This window comes from Paenibacillus sp. ACRRY, from assembly GCF_022346995.1.
Taxonomy (GTDB): Bacteria; Bacillota; Bacilli; order Paenibacillales; family Paenibacillaceae; genus Paenibacillus.
Window position 1 is genome coordinate 332,167 of the sequence record NZ_JAKRNM010000003.1, and the last position, 16,793, is coordinate 348,959.

10 protein-coding genes are annotated in these 16,793 nt (G+C 51.4%); 9 read left to right on the forward strand and 1 reads right to left on the reverse strand.

What is annotated here, in order from left to right:
* Positions 1–20 precede the first annotated feature (20 nt).
* The 6 genes from MH144_RS15070 to MH144_RS15095 all read left to right on the forward strand — a co-directional run bounded on the left by MH144_RS15070 (position 21) and on the right by MH144_RS15095 (position 7,533).
* On the forward strand, positions 21–401 hold the full coding sequence (locus MH144_RS15070) for a phasin family protein (protein ID WP_153980233.1): 381 nt from the start codon (positions 21–23) through the stop codon (positions 399–401).
* Complete coding sequence (locus MH144_RS15075; RefSeq protein ID WP_239301669.1) at positions 402–2,072, forward strand: ABC1 kinase family protein; 1,671 nt, start codon at positions 402–404, stop codon at positions 2,070–2,072.
* Between the two features lie 540 nt (positions 2,073–2,612).
* Positions 2,613–4,061, forward strand: coding sequence for a SulP family inorganic anion transporter (locus MH144_RS15080; protein WP_239301671.1), 1,449 nt, complete (start codon positions 2,613–2,615; stop codon positions 4,059–4,061).
* 205 nt (positions 4,062–4,266) lie between these two features.
* Entirely contained in the window at positions 4,267–5,796 is a 1,530-nt protein-coding gene (locus MH144_RS15085) for a DEAD/DEAH box helicase (RefSeq protein WP_239301673.1), read from the forward strand.
* Positions 5,797–6,135: 339 nt separating this feature from the next.
* Positions 6,136–6,327, forward strand: a complete 192-nt coding sequence (locus tag MH144_RS15090) for a hypothetical protein (RefSeq protein WP_239301675.1) — start codon at positions 6,136–6,138, stop codon at positions 6,325–6,327.
* Between the two features lie 33 nt (positions 6,328–6,360).
* Positions 6,361–7,533, forward strand: coding sequence for a hypothetical protein (locus MH144_RS15095; RefSeq protein ID WP_239301677.1), 1,173 nt, complete (start codon positions 6,361–6,363; stop codon positions 7,531–7,533).
* A 209-nt stretch (positions 7,534–7,742) separates the two neighbouring features.
* Here MH144_RS15095 and MH144_RS15100 read toward each other — a convergent pair whose 3' ends face one another.
* A complete protein-coding gene (locus MH144_RS15100) occupies positions 7,743–8,675 on the reverse strand; it encodes a hypothetical protein (RefSeq protein WP_239301679.1) in 933 nt (310 codons plus the stop codon).
* A gap of 433 nt (positions 8,676–9,108) precedes the next feature.
* Between MH144_RS15100 and MH144_RS15105 the strand changes: the two genes are divergently transcribed.
* The 3 genes from MH144_RS15105 to MH144_RS15115 are packed head-to-tail and all read left to right on the forward strand — an operon-like array spanning position 9,109 to position 16,792.
* Positions 9,109–10,902: a vWA domain-containing protein gene (locus MH144_RS15105; protein ID WP_239301682.1), complete on the forward strand. Its 1,794-nt coding sequence runs from the start codon at positions 9,109–9,111 to the stop codon at positions 10,900–10,902.
* A 54-nt stretch (positions 10,903–10,956) separates the two neighbouring features.
* Positions 10,957–14,346, forward strand: coding sequence for a tubulin-like doman-containing protein (locus tag MH144_RS15110; protein ID WP_239301684.1), 3,390 nt, complete (start codon positions 10,957–10,959; stop codon positions 14,344–14,346).
* Between the two features lies 1 nt (position 14,347).
* Positions 14,348–16,792 (forward strand): transcription initiation factor TFIID, encoded by a 2,445-nt coding sequence (locus tag MH144_RS15115; protein ID WP_239301686.1) that lies wholly within the window; start codon positions 14,348–14,350, stop codon positions 16,790–16,792.
* Position 16,793: the final 1 nt, after the last annotated feature.

The following is a 16,793-nucleotide window of genomic DNA, read 5'->3' on the forward strand; positions in this document are numbered from 1 at the left end:
CGAAGAGGAGGATGACAAGAATGAGCGATTTGTTCAAAAAGGCGATCTCATTGGGGTTAGGTCTTACTGTCGTAAGTAAGGAAAAAATCGAAAAAACCGTAGATGATCTGGTCAAGCGCGGGGAACTTGCGCCCGGTGAATCCAAAGCCTTGGTAGAGCGTCTGATGGAACGTGGCGACGAAGAACAGGGCCAGCTCAAGCGAGTGATTCATGAGCAGGTCAAGCGGGTGCTTCAGGAAGTAGGCGTACCTTCGGAGAGTGATGTGACCAGTCTGGAACAGCGCGTTGCGGTACTGGAGAAAAAGCTCGCCGAACTGGGCCAAACACCACAGCTTCAACCAGATGTATCCCCAGCTCCACTTGAAGTTCCTCCTCCGCACAAAGGAAACGAGATCGAGTAGATGGCTGTGCGAATTAAACATGTCGGCAGATACCGGGAAATTGCCATGGCGCTGGTGCGTCATGGCTTCGGTTATATGGTCGAGGAACTGGGGCTGTTCCAGCTGCTGGCCATACCCCGGCGGTGGATGTCACGTGAAGCACACACGACCAAAACGCTGAGTGAACGGATCAGGCTGGTGCTGCAGGAGCTGGGGCCGGCTTTCGTGAAGCTGGGGCAACTGGCAAGCACAAGGGCGGATCTGCTGCCTGAGCCGGTCATTCGTGAACTGGTGAAGCTGCAGGATCAGGTGCCCCCTTTCTCTTCGGAAACGGCACGGGGGATTTTGGAACAGGAATTAGATACACCACTGGAGGAGATCTTTTCCCGGTTCGAGGATACCCCTGTGGCTGCAGCCAGCATCGGGCAGGTGCACCTGGGCAAGCTACGAAGCGGTGAGGCGGTCGCCATCAAGATCCAGCGTCCCGGCATCTCGCGGATTGTACAGCGAGATTTGGACATTTTGCGTGAGCTGACAGCGATGGCGGAGAAGCGATGGGACTGGGTGAAGCAGTACCAGATTCCGCAGATGGTAGAGGAGTATGCCCAGGCGCTGATGGCTGAACTGGATTATACCGTCGAAGGGCGGAATACCGAGAAGATTGCCCAGCAGTACCAGCAGGATAACAAAGTCAAAATCCCTTTAATCTACTGGGATCAGACCTCCTCTCGTGTGTTAACCATGGAATACGTTGAAGGTATCAAGCTGAATGACCGTGACGAACTGGTCAGACGTGGACATGACCTCAATGACATTGCCCAACGATTGGTGGATTCCTTGTTGAATCAGATCTTTATTCATGGTTTCTTCCATGCGGATCCGCATCCTGGCAACCTGATGGTGTTAAAAGACGGGCGACTGGCGTTTATCGATTTCGGCATGGTTGGCACTCTGAGCGATGAGATGAAGCAGCATCTGGCTTCGCTCATCATCGGGTTGATGCGCAAGGATACAGACAGCATGATTCGGGCGATTGAGAAACTGGGCATGATGCCTGATGACATGGATCTCCGCGGCCTCCATAATGACCTGGACAAGCTGCGCAGCAAATACTATGATATTCCCTTTTCCAAAATCAGCGTGGGTCAGGCACTTAATGATCTGTTTGGTGTCGCGCAGAGACACCGGGTCGTCATGCCAGCTGACATTGTGCTGTTGGGAAAATCACTGCTCACGATGGAAGGCGTGATCGAACATCTGGATCCATCGCTCAGCATTGTGGATATGGCGGAACCCTTCGGCCGGAAGCTGATCAAGGACCGGTTCAGTCCGGGCCGAATCAAGAATAGGCTGTTCCGCAGTGCGGCAGACATGGCTGAGAGTGTGATCGGATTGCCGGGGCAGCTCCGGCAGCTATCCTCCATTATCAGTAAGGGCAAGCTGCGGCTTGAGGTCAGCGTACCTGAATTGGAGACACTGATGCGCAGGCTGGATCAGATCAGTAATCGTCTATCCTTCAGTATTGTGCTGCTCGCTTTTTGTATCATTATGGTCGGACTCATTATTGGTTCCTCAATCAGTCATCAGTCAACGATGCTGTGGGATATTCCGGTCATTGAGATCGGTTTTCTGGTTGCGATTCTGATGGTGGCCTTCCTGCTCTATTCCATTTTCAAATCGGGAAGATTCTAGTTACATTAAGGTAGGAGAGAGAGCTGTTAATGCTGCTTCTTGGTGAAGGAGCGTTAACGGCTTTTTTGGTCTGGGAAATAATGCAATATCTATAAAACAGATAAACAGAGCATAATCGAGATATATTATAAAAATAAAAGAAATCCAGGGATAATCTAACGTTTGCGAAGATATAGCCTGTTCGTATAAAAGGATTGTCCTGTCTATAATAATAGGTCAGTACATAACGGACCCGGTCTTTCTGAGAGGGGAAGACCAGAGACATCATGAGTCAGCTTCTGACGTCTCCCAAGCTCGAACCTGAATGATGTAACAGAATCATGTGGAACGCACTGGAACGGATCTAGCAGGATGCTGCGGACTCGGACAACATGCTCCGGATGAAGAGCATCTTATATCAACACGTACAGGCCATGATGCGGAGATAGTGTTCCGCTCTTTTGTGCTGCCCTGTCGTGGTTGGTCAGTGACGTGCCTAGCTGCTGCATTTCAGGCAATCAACCCAAGGGGTTATAGGTGTAGGAGGAACGGCAAGAATATATGAATACGTTAAAACAACAATGGTTCGGCAACATTCGCGGAGACGTGCTGGCAGGTATTACGGTAGCGCTGGCGCTGATTCCGGAAGCTATTGCCTTCTCCATCATTGCAGGTGTCGATCCGATGGTCGGATTGTACGCATCGATTACGATTGCGATCGTGATCTCGATTGCAGGCGGAAGACCGGGAATGATCTCGGCTGCTACGGGCGCCATGGCGGTGCTGATGGTTGGTCTCGTCAAGGATTACGGCGTGGAATACCTATTCGCGGCCACGATATTGACAGGAATTATTCAGTTTATTTTGGGGATTTTTAAAGTTGGGAAGTTCATTACGTTTGTGCCGCACTCGGTACTTACCGGATTTGTAAATGCCCTGGCGATTTTGATCTTCATGGCGCAGCTGACGCATTTTACTGGCGCGAACTGGATCATGTACGCGATGGTTGCAGGCACACTGGCCATCATTTATATTTTGCCACGGTTTTTCAAAGGCGTTCCGGCCCCTCTCATTGCGATTATCGTTATGACGATTATTACAGTGGTGTTCCATCTGGATGTGAAGCAGGTTGGCGATATGGGGAATTTGACGAGTACCCTCCCAATGTTCCATGTGCCCAATATTGAGTGGTCCTTCAACACGCTGATGATTTTGCTGCCCTATTCATTCACGATGGCGCTGGTAGGTTTGCTGGAATCCCTGCTGACCGCTACCATCGTGGATGAGATGACGGAGACCAAGAGCAGCAAAAACCGTGAGGTGCGCGGTCAGGGGATTGCCAACTTCGTTAACGGATTATTCGGCGGCATGGGTGGCTGTGCGATGATCGGACAATCCGTCATTAATGTGAAGTCCGGCGGCCGGGGACGGTTGTCCACCTTTACGGCAGGCGCCTTTCTGGCCATCCTGCTGCTGCTGCTCAGCGGAGTGGTGAAACAGGTACCGATGGGTGCGCTGGTAGGTGTCATGTTTATGGTGTGTATCGGTACGTTTGACTGGAGTTCCGTCAAAAATATTGCACGTGTTCCCCGCGCAGAGGCCTTCGTCATGGTGGTCACGGTTGTGATCGTCGTCATCACCAACGATCTATCCATCGGTGTATTGGTCGGCGTTGTGCTTAGCGCCCTGCATTTTGGGTGGAAACAGGCCAAGATTCGTGTTCATGCCATCGATGAACAGGGTCAAAAGGTATACCGTGTTCACGGTCCGTTCTTCTTCGGTTCTTCATCCCGCTTCGTGGATGAGTTTCATGCCGAGACGGATCCGGAGGAGATCACGATTGATTTTGGCGGATCACATATCTGGGATAACACGGCCGTTGTTGCCATCGGCAAGGTGAAGTTCAAATATGCGAAACTGGGCAAAACGGTTCATCTCCGAGGCTTGAACGAGGAAAGCTCGCGTTTGCTGGAGAGAAGCGGGTTTGCGGTCTCACAGAGCCATGGTTAAAGGAGATCCATGACCTCTGGAACATGAAATACAATAAAAGGGTGCCGGAACATGTCCGGTACCCTTTTGTTTTGCTGGACAAACGTGTAAACTACACGGTATGGAGAAAAAGAGCAGACGGACTGATTGCTTTTTGAAAATCCATTTCCGTGGGAAGAATACATGGAAATGGGCTTATCTAAATGAACATACAGAGGTGTAACGATTGGCAAACTTTGAACAACTGGGCATTCGCCCGGAATGGTGCGAAATCCTGAAACATCAGGGGATCGCCGTGCCGACACCGGTACAGGAGCGCTCGATTCCCGTACTGTTAGGCGGACGTGACATTATTGCTGAGGCACAGACAGGTACAGGAAAAACGCTGGCTTTTTTGCTGCCGATTATTCAAAAAATCAACGTATCGGACCGCTCGCCACAGGCATTGATTATTGCCCCTACGCGTGAGCTGGCCTTGCAAATTACAGAGGAAGCGAAGAAGCTGACGGCAAATGACGATAAGCTTCATGTGCTTGCTGTGTATGGCGGACAGGACGTGGAGAAACAGCTGCGCAAGCTGCAAAATGGGACTCAGATCGTCATCGGTACACCGGGGCGTCTTCTGGATCACCTGCGCCGTGGCACGCTGAAGCTCGATAACGTGAAGAAACTGGTGCTGGATGAAGCGGACCAAATGCTGCACATGGGCTTCCTGGATGATGTAGAAACCATTCTACGTGAACTGCCACATAAACGTCAGACGATGCTCTTCTCGGCAACGATGCCGAAGGGCATTCGCAACCTGGCGAAAAACTACATGAAAGATCCCGAGGATGTAAAAGTATCTTCGAAATCGGTTATCCCGATCAATCAGATTCGTCAGCAGGTGCTGGAATGTACGGATCGTGGCAAGTTCGATGCGCTTCGCGGCATGATTGATACATATCGCCCGTACCTGGCGATTATTTTCTGCCGGACCAAGCGCCGTGCATCCAAGCTGAATGAGGATCTGCGCGAAGCAGGATACGAGAGCGACGAGCTTCATGGGGATCTGTCCCAATCCAAGCGCGAAAATGTCATGAAGGCATTCCGCGACGCAAAACTGCAAATCCTCGTGGCTACCGATGTGGCGGCACGCGGACTGGATGTGGAAGGCGTAACGCATGTATTCAACTATGACATTCCACATGATGCAGAGAGCTATATCCACCGAATCGGCCGTACGGGTCGTGCCGGCGGAACGGGTCTTGCCGTGACGTTTGCAACGCAGCATGACAGACCGGAGCTTGCACGTATTGAGGAAGGCACCAATCAGAAGCTGACCCGCATCCAGTGGACAAGCGAAGGTCCAGTGGCCTCCACCGGAGCAGCCAGACGTTCCATTAACAGTCAGGATAATGATGAACGTTCAGGTGGGCGCTCTGCGGGAACAGGCAGTGCCCGTCGCGGCGCAGGCCGCAGCGGACGTAATGAAGGCGGCCGCGGAGGCCGTGGTTCCCGCGGCAGTGAAGGTGGACGCAGCGGTGGCCGTAGCGGCGGCCGCAGTGGCGATGAGCGCAGCGCAGGACGCGGATCGGCGCGCAGCAGCGACAGCAGTCGCGGTGCAGCAGGCCAAGGTGGCCGTGGCGGGCGCGGTGCAGGTCGCAGCGGTGATGAGCGTAGCAGCGGCTGGGCTGGCCGCAGTGCGGACAAGCGTAATTCAGGTGGACGCGGGCCAGCCAAAAGTGACCGCCGCGATTCTCGTCGCGGACGGTAAAACCTTGTCGTCCGCGGCAGTGCAGCCGCACTGGACGATCAGTTTGAAGCCATGCCTAGGATAACGGCATGGCGAGAATATGAGAGCACTCGCGTACCAATGTACAGAGTGCTTGATGAGAGGGTCGCGACGAATTCCGTCGCGGCCCTTTTTACATATGCGGTATTGCACGCAACGCTCTGCCTTCTGGAACGTATTGGATAGATATGTTGAAATATGTGAAAGAGCCATCGCTCGGATTCCATGGTGCATATGTGGATAATGCGGGTATACAAGAAGTGGGAAAATCTCGCCAGCTGGCATATGGGTCATGATGAAGCAGGCAGACCGGAGGTTTTCATGAATACATATCCTCTAATACAGGAGCAGCGCAAGATCCTGCCATTTTACTGGCTGTTTACACGATTGATGATGTGGATCGGCCTGCTGGGTATTCTCTTTATCTGTGTGCCGCTCCTGGTCTATCAATTCAAGGTGGCTGCACGTGAAGCTTCGAACAAAAAGTACAATGACAAATCAACACACAGATAGGGTGTGAATAGAAGGATAACGAAGGAGGCGGGCATGGGTACGGATGATAACTCCCTGAACAGCTTCCAGGAGCTGATTGAGAAACAAAGACCAATGAGGCCGACTGTGAAGTCGAAGCTAACCACAAATCGGATCGTGGGGAGCGCGATGGTCGTCTTGCCGCTGGTGCTGATAGTCCTGCATTTCTCCGCGGAAACGTGGTTTCTGCTGGGGCTTGTCCCTTTTGGTGCGGTGTTATTTTATCGTTCAATGACATCTTTGCGTATGGAAGCGAGGCGTGAATCTCACCCGTCCTATACGAAGCTTGATACCAAGGAAGTAAGTTACGCCAGTTGGAATCCACGTTCCGACATATCTGAAGAAAATCGATTTGACGTTTCCTGTATCGAGCATGCATATTATGGCAGGCATACCGTAGAGCATCTGCACTATTATCTGGAGAAAACCCCGGAGACAGCGATCATGCCGCCCGTCATTCATTTCATTTATGATCAAAACTTGAAGCGGAGAGTCCACAGCGTTATCTTTCTGGACGAAAGGGATGCAGAGAAATGGCTGCAATCTCTCTCTTCACTGCAGGTTCCATTGAAGTTTACAGCCGAGCCCACCTCGGACCAGATGACGGAAGTAGAGCTGCTGGATAAGCTCCTGAACGACAGGGATCAGAAGCCGTTTCTTTACAAGCGGAATGTGGATCGGCAATTTTACAATTACTTGGATAGGGTAGACGAAGAGTTTCATCGGGCATATGAGGAAGGCAGTCTGTCGAAAGAGGAGGAAGAAGAATTCCTTCAGAGAGTACGTGCATATCAGGAAAAGGAACGTAATGCCTCAGCATGGATGAGTGTTGGGCCGGGCTGGTTTGTTTTTCTGCTTCAGTGGGGTGTGGCCTACTACCTGGGTCTGGAGGCAGCGCAGGGCAAGATCGAAGCGGAGCACTGGTTAACACCGAGTATATATATCATGGGATTAAGTTTGCTGTTTTTTATATTGGTCAAAAGACTTCGCTGGAAGCAGATTCTCATATACGCGATAGGTTCCTTTATCAACCTGATGGTAGCAAGTATGGTCCTGGAGCTTCTGGATCATAGCGAGCCCACAGCGCAAATGTACGTTTCCTTATATGGCAGCGTGTTGTTGTGCTCCGTACTGCTCTGGATTCCATACGTCCTAATCTACCCCTTGAAGGCAAGAAAAAGGGATTAACATGGCAGACGGATTCGACATGAGCCGTTATGCAGTTGTTTGAAAAAAGCACCCTATTCTCATGTGAGAATAAGGTGCTCTTTGGGTTGTGGACAGGTGGATATTGTATAGGATTGCTCTTGCATATTCTTGTCCCCAAAATCGATGCAGGGGTTCTTGGGAATTACGTCGTCTATATATTAGGGAATCATTGTGCACGAAAATGCTCTTTAGGAATGAATCTCGGTAACGTTGTCCCGATATTTCTCGTTATATACTCTCCCAACGGATTCGGCCAAACCGCCACGTGCCTTGCCAGGATACAGCTCAAGCGTACGATAGAGACGCATGAACCGGTCTTTGGGCATAAAGCGTGCGTAGCGGGTAATAAGACTTGGGAATAACTCGATATATTTGCTTTTACGCACAGCCGCGGCAGCTACAGCAGTCAGAATCTGAATTCCGTTGTGCAGCTGCAAAATGTTAACTTCGTATGTGGCGATATACCGGATCGCATCTTCACGAATCAACTCCGGCTTAAGCCGGGCGATTTCACCTATATATTCGGCGAGCAGCCGCTCGAAGCTGCGCAGCAGCAGGGGCTGGAGCTGCAGATCCATATCACTTCGCAGCACGAAGGATTGCAGCAGGGCAACCTGCTGCAGACGTATCCGATCATTGTAGACGAGTGATCCAATCTCGCGCAGCATCTCATAAGCGAGGGCCTCGTCTTCTTTGCGGGCTTCGGCAACGAGCGCCCAGTTTCGGTTGATCCCCTGACGGATGTCCTCCCGGTCTTCGTTTAACATGCGCTTCATCTGCCGGTTCTGCTGGGCAGGGAAGGTACGGTGATGCATGAAGATGAGCCATCCAATCAGCAGCAGGGTCACGGTGGCTGCCATCATGGTCTGATCCGTTGTTTCACCGAAGTAGGTGGCGGCAGCTCCGAGTATAACGGCAAGGAACAGATCGCGCGCGATCCGGCGCTTCACTCGTGAGCCGGCACGCTCCTGGACAGAAACGAGGGCGCTGCGACCACAGGAGGTACAGTCATCCTCCCACAAGCAGGTATATTGTCCACAACGCTTGCAGACGTGCAGCTTCTCAAAGGCATAGGTCGTTCGGTTAAAAGGTCTGATGGATACCACTTGTTTGGTACTCATGCTTAATCACGCTCACCATTCAGTATAGTGTATAGGGTACGGTCCGAATCCTCTGATGTTACGGGTTTGCGACCCTGGAAAAAGAGCGAGATTCCTTTTATAAGGACAAAAAGAAACAATATGGCGAGGCATCCGTATGTAACCATAATCGATTCCTTTCTAGGCATAGTTGTTATGCAGAATAGTGTAAATCTGAAACACGGTTTCGTTATATTGCAGTTTACTGGCAATAACTATATCATATTTCCATAGTTGGAATTAAAATGCCAGCAAGAGCGCCGAATAGGTCGATTTTTGTCAGTCATTACAAAACTGTAACTCAAGATAGGGGTGCTTTTCAGAATATATTAGTAGACTGTTAAGATTTCCTTAAGGCTTGACGCCTATAATAAACTATTCCCATTTTAATCTCAAACGTGAAGGAGTACACCCAATGCTGCGGACACGCAAAATACGCTGGCTTAGCGGAACCCTGGTTCTGCTGACATTTCTAACGCTGCTGCTGCCTAAGGCGTTGCTGCCCCAAGCTGCAGCTGCTCAGGCACAGACGAGCGGGATCGACGCCGTACTTGTAGCCGATGTAAGTAACTCGATGAATACAAGTGACCGTGACAAGATCAGTAATGAAGCCATGAAAATGTTTATCGATATGCTGCCGGTCCAGGGGGACAAGGTAGGGATTGTTGCTTATACCGATCAGGTAGAGCGAGAAAAAGCGCTGCTGGAGATTCAGTCCGATGCGGACAAGAGCAGCCTGAAGAACTTTATTGATCAGCTCGGCCGCGGGCCATACACTGATATTTCCGTCGGGGTGGCTGAAGCGGTGAATGTGCTGAATCATGGTGCAGATGCATCGCACTCACCCATGATCGTACTGCTTGCAGACGGCAACAATGATTTTAACAAAACCAAAGGTCGCACCCAGGCACAGTCTGATGCAGATCTGGCGAAGGCCGTTCAAGAAGCACAGGATCAGGGCATTCCGGTCTATACGATCGGACTGAACGCAGATGGCAAACTGAACAAGGATGCGCTAGCTGATCTGGCCAGTCAGACAGGAGGCAAGTCATTCATCACGGATACGCCGGATGATCTGCCGCAGATTCTGAGTGAGATATTTGCAGATCATGCCAAGCTGAATGTCGTGAAATTGCCTTCCATCACAGGCAACGGCAATTTTCAGGAAGTTACCGTCAACGTGCCAAATGACAGCGTGCTTGAAGCCAACATTTCCATTATGTCTTCCAAGCAGGTGGAGATTGAATTGACTGATCCTTCGGGCAAAGCGGTGGATCTGAACTCGGATGCAGCCAAGCTCTCGACTTCCAAAAGTTATTCACTGGTCAAGCTGCTTAAGCCTCAGGAAGGCGACTGGAAACTTCGGGTAAAAGGGGCTCCGAAAGACAGCATTGATATCAACCTGCTGTTCAACTATGATCTGCAGCTCGTCGTGGACCCAATTAAGACCAAGTCCTATACAAAGGGCGACAAGGTGGACCTGACGGCCAAGTTGGAAAATGGAGGCCAGCCGCTCCAGGATAACGATCTGTATGCAGATATGAAGGCGACCTTGGTCGTGAACGATCTGGATACGAACAAGAGTGAGGAGCATCCGCTGGAGAATACGGGCAGCGGCTTTGCAGGTACCTTTGAAGTGCCGGACAATCATAACTATGAACTGGTGATTCGTGCGGAAGAGGACAGCTTCTACCGCGAAAGTGCACCCATCGCCATCAATGCAGGCGGTACGGCAGGTGCGGGCACACAGCCAACCACCTCAGGTGGTGAGCAGGACAAGCCGTTTCCATGGTTGCCTGTGATTTTGGGAGTCGTAGCCTTGCTGGTGATTGGAGTTGGTGCCTGGTTCCTGATGGGCTGGCTGAAACGCAAAAATCGCGGCTTTGTCGGCCAGATCATTGTCGAGATTCGGGATGAGAACACCGGAGACAAGTCCTATCCACAATACAAAAAACTGGCATCCTTCCGGGGCAGATTCCATCTGCACCAGCTCTTACAGCTGGATCCGGAATTGAAGGAAACCGAGAAGTATATATTTACGCCAAGCAATGGAGACCGAATTATTATTCGCAATACCGCGGGCGGGACATTGGAGAAATCCGGACGTGCCGTTGATGCAAGCTCAGGCGTTGAACTGAAGAACGGTGACCGGCTGAGCATCCCGCTGCAACAGGCGGATAAGACGATTTTGATTGAGTATCTGGTATAAGAAGTTTGAATGCCTAAGCAAGGCATGTGCGTTGAACAAAAGGGAGGACATGGAATGAAACCAATTGTCAGAGAACATATTCAGCAGCTGGATGTATCGCTAGGCGGAGGGATTGTCAGCGAGAAGATCAGGGTCGATTCGATTGACAATCCGATCCTGATTATCGGTCTTGGAGGAACGGGAATTGATGCGCTGCTGCGCCTTAAATATCAGATTAACCGTCGCTTCAAGCTGCCTCAGGATCCGGTATCCAAGAAAAAAATGGACAAGCCGGACAACGTGGAATTTCTCGCGTTTGAAACCAACGAGCAGGACCGTGCGAAGAAGTACAAAGGCATCGGACTGGACCCGATTAACGAATTCGTCCTGCTGTCCAATGCCGAGATCGGCGGACTGCTGCAGAATCGCAGCGTACTGGAGCCGTATATTACGGACTGGCTGTCTCCGGAACTGAGCATTACGGACGGCATGAATGGAGCAGCAGGGGTACGTCAGGCTGGACGGTTGCTGCTGTTCACCAAGATCAATCAGGTCGTGCAGGCAATCGACAAAAAGATCAAAACATTATCCGTAGGCACCAACAAAAAGCTGATGGTATTCCTGCTTACCGGTTTGTCCGGGGGTACGGGTAGTGGCTGCTTCCTCGATATCTCCTATATCGTGCGCGGTATCATTGAACGGGATCACGGTTCTGCCGGGATCGACCGCGTCAATACGCTGGGTTACCTGTTTACGCCAGACGTGAATCTATCGAACAAAAGCTTGAGCGAGCACACACGCGAATATATTCGCAAAAACGGCTATGCTGCGCTCAAAGAGCTGGATTACTGGATGAATGTCGACAGCCGCGGCGAGCGTTTCACGCAGAAATACGGCAATATCCTGAATGTTAATTCACCGCTGCCGCCGTTTAACCTGTGTCACCTAATTTCGGCAACGAATACGGAAGGTAAGCTGCTGGAGAATGCCTATGACTACTGCATGAACGTGACGGCCGAGAATATCACCAACTTCATGGCCAGCGAGGAGAAACAGTCGGGCGAAGAATTCGCAATTCACGATTATATCAGTAACATCCGTACCAACATTGCACAGATGAACAAGGCATATCCGGCCAACTATGATTACAACATTATCGGTGCTTCCTCAGCGGTACTGCCGATTGAAGAGATGACGACGTATCTGGCTTACCGGATGTTCGACAAAATGAGCACCATGTTCTCCAAAGCTCCGAACCAGGAGGATACGGAGAAGTTTGCCCGCAAGCTGGGCATCGATCTCGAAAGTGTTGTGAAGTCCTTCGAGTCCCGCGTGCCAGAGCCGCTGCCGGGTTATCAGAACAGTGAGCGTCTGTCGTACGGCAATGTTGTGAAATCACAGGTAGTGAACATGGACACCGAGCTGGAGCAGAACTTCCTGGCCCGTGCCCGCGAAGAATATATCAAGGCGAAGAAACAACTGCCGGGCGAGATTGCCGGTCAGTTTACCGAACAGATCCGGCGCATGTTTTTGCATCCCGAACAGGGTCCGTTCTACGTTTCCCGTCTGATCTACACCGAAAAAGGCTTCTGTGTACTGAAGATGATCCAGTCGTATATCGAAACGCTGCGGGAGAATGCATTCCGCATTCCGCGTGATATTGAAGCTGCGCAGGAGCAATCGGAGGAGAAACTGGGTGACGCGAAGAGTGCCTTCGTCTCCAAAGAGAAGAAAAAGAATGCTTATATTGAAGCTAAAATTCATGAGTACTGGCTGCACGCCGACGTGGAACGCAACGATCAGATGATCGAGTTCTATGAGGATCTGTATGAACTGCTGAATCAGGAGAACAGCCGCATCTACAATGTGTTTACCGAGACGCTGAATGCGCTCAGCTCGATCTTCTCCAAAAACGGAGATATTCTGACGCGCGGCGAAGAACAGTCCGATCACAAAGGCAACAAAACCTACTACTGGAACGTTGTTAGTGTACCGGATATCGTCAATGTGGTGGATGGGCTGCTGGACAAGCGCGACACGGATGACCTGATCCGCGACTTCTCCCGTGAGCTCCTGGAGAACTCCAACCAGTGGGTGAAGGAAAACGAGATCGACGTGGTCAGCTCCATTTCGGACTTCCTGACGGAGAAATTCGGGGACCTCATTACCCGTTCCATGGAAGATTTCCTGGTGATCAAATACGGGCAGGATGAGTCTGTTGAGAAATTCGTGGAGCGTCACATCGCTGGCAAGCTGGATGATGAGGCCGTTCCGGTGTTCAACCTGAGCAACAGCACAGGCAGTCTGCATTTCCCGTCATGGGGATTCGTCTCTGTGCCGACACAGGCGCCAGGCATTCTCAAAGGGATTCGCAATTATCAGAACAATGCGGTGGGCAAATCCCACTTTACCGTCAAGGAAAGTGAAGTCCGCAACCGGATTTTCTGGCTGAATACGCGCAACGGGGTACCACTGTTTGTGTATACGCCGCTCAAAGTATATGAAGAAAGCTATGAACGCACCATTTTGGACAAGGAAGGCATCGGTCGCCATCTGGTGCAGACGGAGAAAAACAACTGGACCTACCTGCCATCTCCGATTCCCGAAAAGTCCTGGGGCGATGTCTACGAGAATGCCCGGGTGAAGCAGTATAACGCGCGGGTACGTACCGAATTCGAGCAAGCGATTGGATACAACATCATTACGGCCAAAACAATTGATGAAAATACGAGCAATCGTTATGCCGTTGTTACAACGGAACCGTTTGACCTGACCGCGAAGCTGAATGCTTACGACATGCGTCTGACGTCGACGACCCCGAATCTGGGTGAGGTAAAACGGGCAGTTACCGAACTGAAACGTCTGCAATCCGAAGGGCTGCCGCGTGTAGGGATCAAGGATATTTTCGGCAGTATTAATGAAGATATGGCCAAAGAAAACCTGGTACGTTCCCCGCAGCTTATCGCACGGGTACGTGAAGAACTGGCGAAGATGAATGCCATCTCGGCCAAAGTGGCTGAACTGGAAGGCATCCTGGCACAGCATCAGGATGAGGAACAATGGTATGATCGCTTCATCGAAGCTCTGTATACGGACACGATCGTCAAGAAGGGCGCACTCTACGTCTATGACCGCGATCCGGAAGAAGATGCCTGGGAACCGTTCGCGAACCTGATGAAGAGCCGCAACTTTGCCGAGTATGAAGTGTTTGGCAATTTCCGCGGTCTGTCTGAAAAAGATCGCAGTACACTACTGCGCAAAGCTTCCCGTCGGGATAACGAACTAACGGCTTCTGAGGACATTGCTCCGCTGCTGGCCAAACTGGATGATCTGGCTGCCCTGTTCATGGAATCGCGCGATCGACTGGAATATGAACGTGTAGAGCTGGCAAACGGTGAAGACATCTATCAGTTCTACAGAACGATGTCGTCGAAGCTGAATGACATCCGCAGAAGGCTGAAGTAACATGGCAGCCGGGATGGAGTTCAAGATGAACAATACCCTGAAGCGGGATCTGGAGAAGTACGCAGCACAGTATGCGGCAGAGCAGGAGCGGCAAGGCAGCCTGGGTGATGGACGAAGCAGCATCCATTACCCGGCCCTGTTTCTTTTTGTTGGTGACCTGGTCGAACCGGCCATGGCTGCGGTGCGCGAGATCAATCAGTTGAAGTGGGATAACGGAGAAGGTGTGGTGTATCTCCAGATAGGAACGGAGGGCCGGGAGGAACAAGGAGGACGGGAGCATCGTGATTCATTGGAAGACGGTCAGGTGACCCGTCATATCCTGCCTCTATCTACTGCACAGGCTGGACGTCCTTCAAAGACCATGCGCAAGGATGTACACCGCAGTTTTCACGATTCGGAGCAGGCGCTCTTCGGGCTGAATCGCACGTTACGACGGGTGAGCAATCGGATCGCTGAATATGGGCGACTGTATTCATCGTTTGACCGGATTTACGTAACCGTTGTGACAAGGGCGGATGATCCACTGAACGTGCTTCTGCCTGAACTGACCAAGCTGACCGAGACTATTCTGGCCCAATCCTTCAAGTCGGTCCAGACCGATCTGCATGTACTGGTCAGCGAGATGGAGCAGGTGGATTCCTTCGGATATGCTAGTGCAGCCGGACTTGCCTTTTTGCGGGAACTGGATTATATGCAGGCACTGGACTATACGTTCAGCGGTAATCTGCTCGTAACGGAAGATGGGATTTCCATCCCCGTCGTGCACCCTTCTTCGCCTTTGTTTGATCTCGTCTATATCCTGTCTGACAAAAATGAGCGAGGAACCGGCGTGATCGGGGGATGGATAGAGAATGCCCAGATTATCTGCCGAATCTGCCTGCTGAAGAACCGGAAACAGGATCCGGATGCGCTTGGTGCGGTTGCAAGCACAGGGGCCAATACCTACAATAATACGTCGTTCAAAAACAACATTCGTACGACCTCGGATCAGCACGGCTATGCGAGTGCAGGTTTTGCCGAGATCAGACGGCCCAACCAACCGATTGCGCTCGCGGTATTGTATCATCTATACCGCTATCTGTTGGACCTTATGCGACAGGAGCCGGAATGGAGCATGAAAGACAAGCTTGCTTTCTTCGGCCTGGACGCTTCATCCGTTGAGCACAAGGTTGAAGGACTGCTGCACGAGCAGGATCTGGTGGGTGGCATGAGCGGCATTATGACGCATAACGTCAGCTTCTCCGATCTCAAGCCGTTATCACTGCGTGAAGCGGAGCGGGCGCTATTCGGTCAGGGTGCAGAGGCGTACTTCCGTGATAACATGGTACGTCCGGCGGAAGAACGTCTGCGTCAGCGCAGCAGCCAGAGTTCCCTACTCCGCCGGGCAGAGCAGTCACGGACAGAGTACCCGGAGATTGGCTATTTCCAATGGGCCTCATGGAGTGACGGCAGCCCTGGGAGCGTGCGTGAGGCCTTGCTGGGACTCATTCGCGACAAATCGGTTCAGCTTGATTCAGCACGTGCCCTGCTGGAGCAGCGTCAGCAGGAGCAAGTGGAGGATCAGCCGATCAAGCGGGCATTGTTCCGGGACAAGCAGAATGTACGGAATCTGATCGATTGTTTGTTGGAACGTGTGTATGTGCCCAAGACAGAGTTGTTACGACTGGAAAATGAACTGCAATTGCTTCGCATCTACGATTCGGAGATGGAACAGCTTCATAGCTTCAGCCGTAGCATAACGACAGCACTTGAAGCGCTGGAACGTACGCTGCGTGACGCGGCAGAAGAACGTATCGCGGCCGCGGATGAATATATCGGACAGAATGTGATGGAGTACTACGGTAAGGTAACGGAAGCATTGATTGCCGATTTGGAGGCCAAGCGGGGCCGGGATGTTTGGTTTGAAGAGCGTTATATGGGGGACATCAACCGGCTTGCTGCCGAAGGCAACGAGCGTCTGCTGCGACGTCTGATGGAGGTATGCCATACGCTGCTGCTCACAGCAGAACCACTGAGGTTACCTTTTGAGGAAGAACTGCTGCAGCGAGCGAATGTAACGATTACCTATGGGGACAAAAACGTATTGACCCGCGATGATCTGTTCCGCAGGCTGTATCGTACGCTGGAAGATCAAGCGGTTGTGAGAATACGGGTATTCGATTATACCCAGGAACATCGGTATGAAGAAAAGTATTTCTTTGGTGATCATCACAGTGCTTTCATGGATTATGCGGCGCACGCCGAGGAAACGTCCCGCATCTATAAGCTGGGAGTTGTGTACGAAGAACGCAGTAGTGGTGTGGAAAAGTTGAACCTGATGGGAGGGTTCCATCTGGAGGATCTGATGGTCTATCGCAACGGCAAGGTGTATTACGACTCGTATACGGAGAACGGTTATGAGCTTCATCCAGCAGGCCTGGCTGATAAGCTGTCACCTATGCGATAGA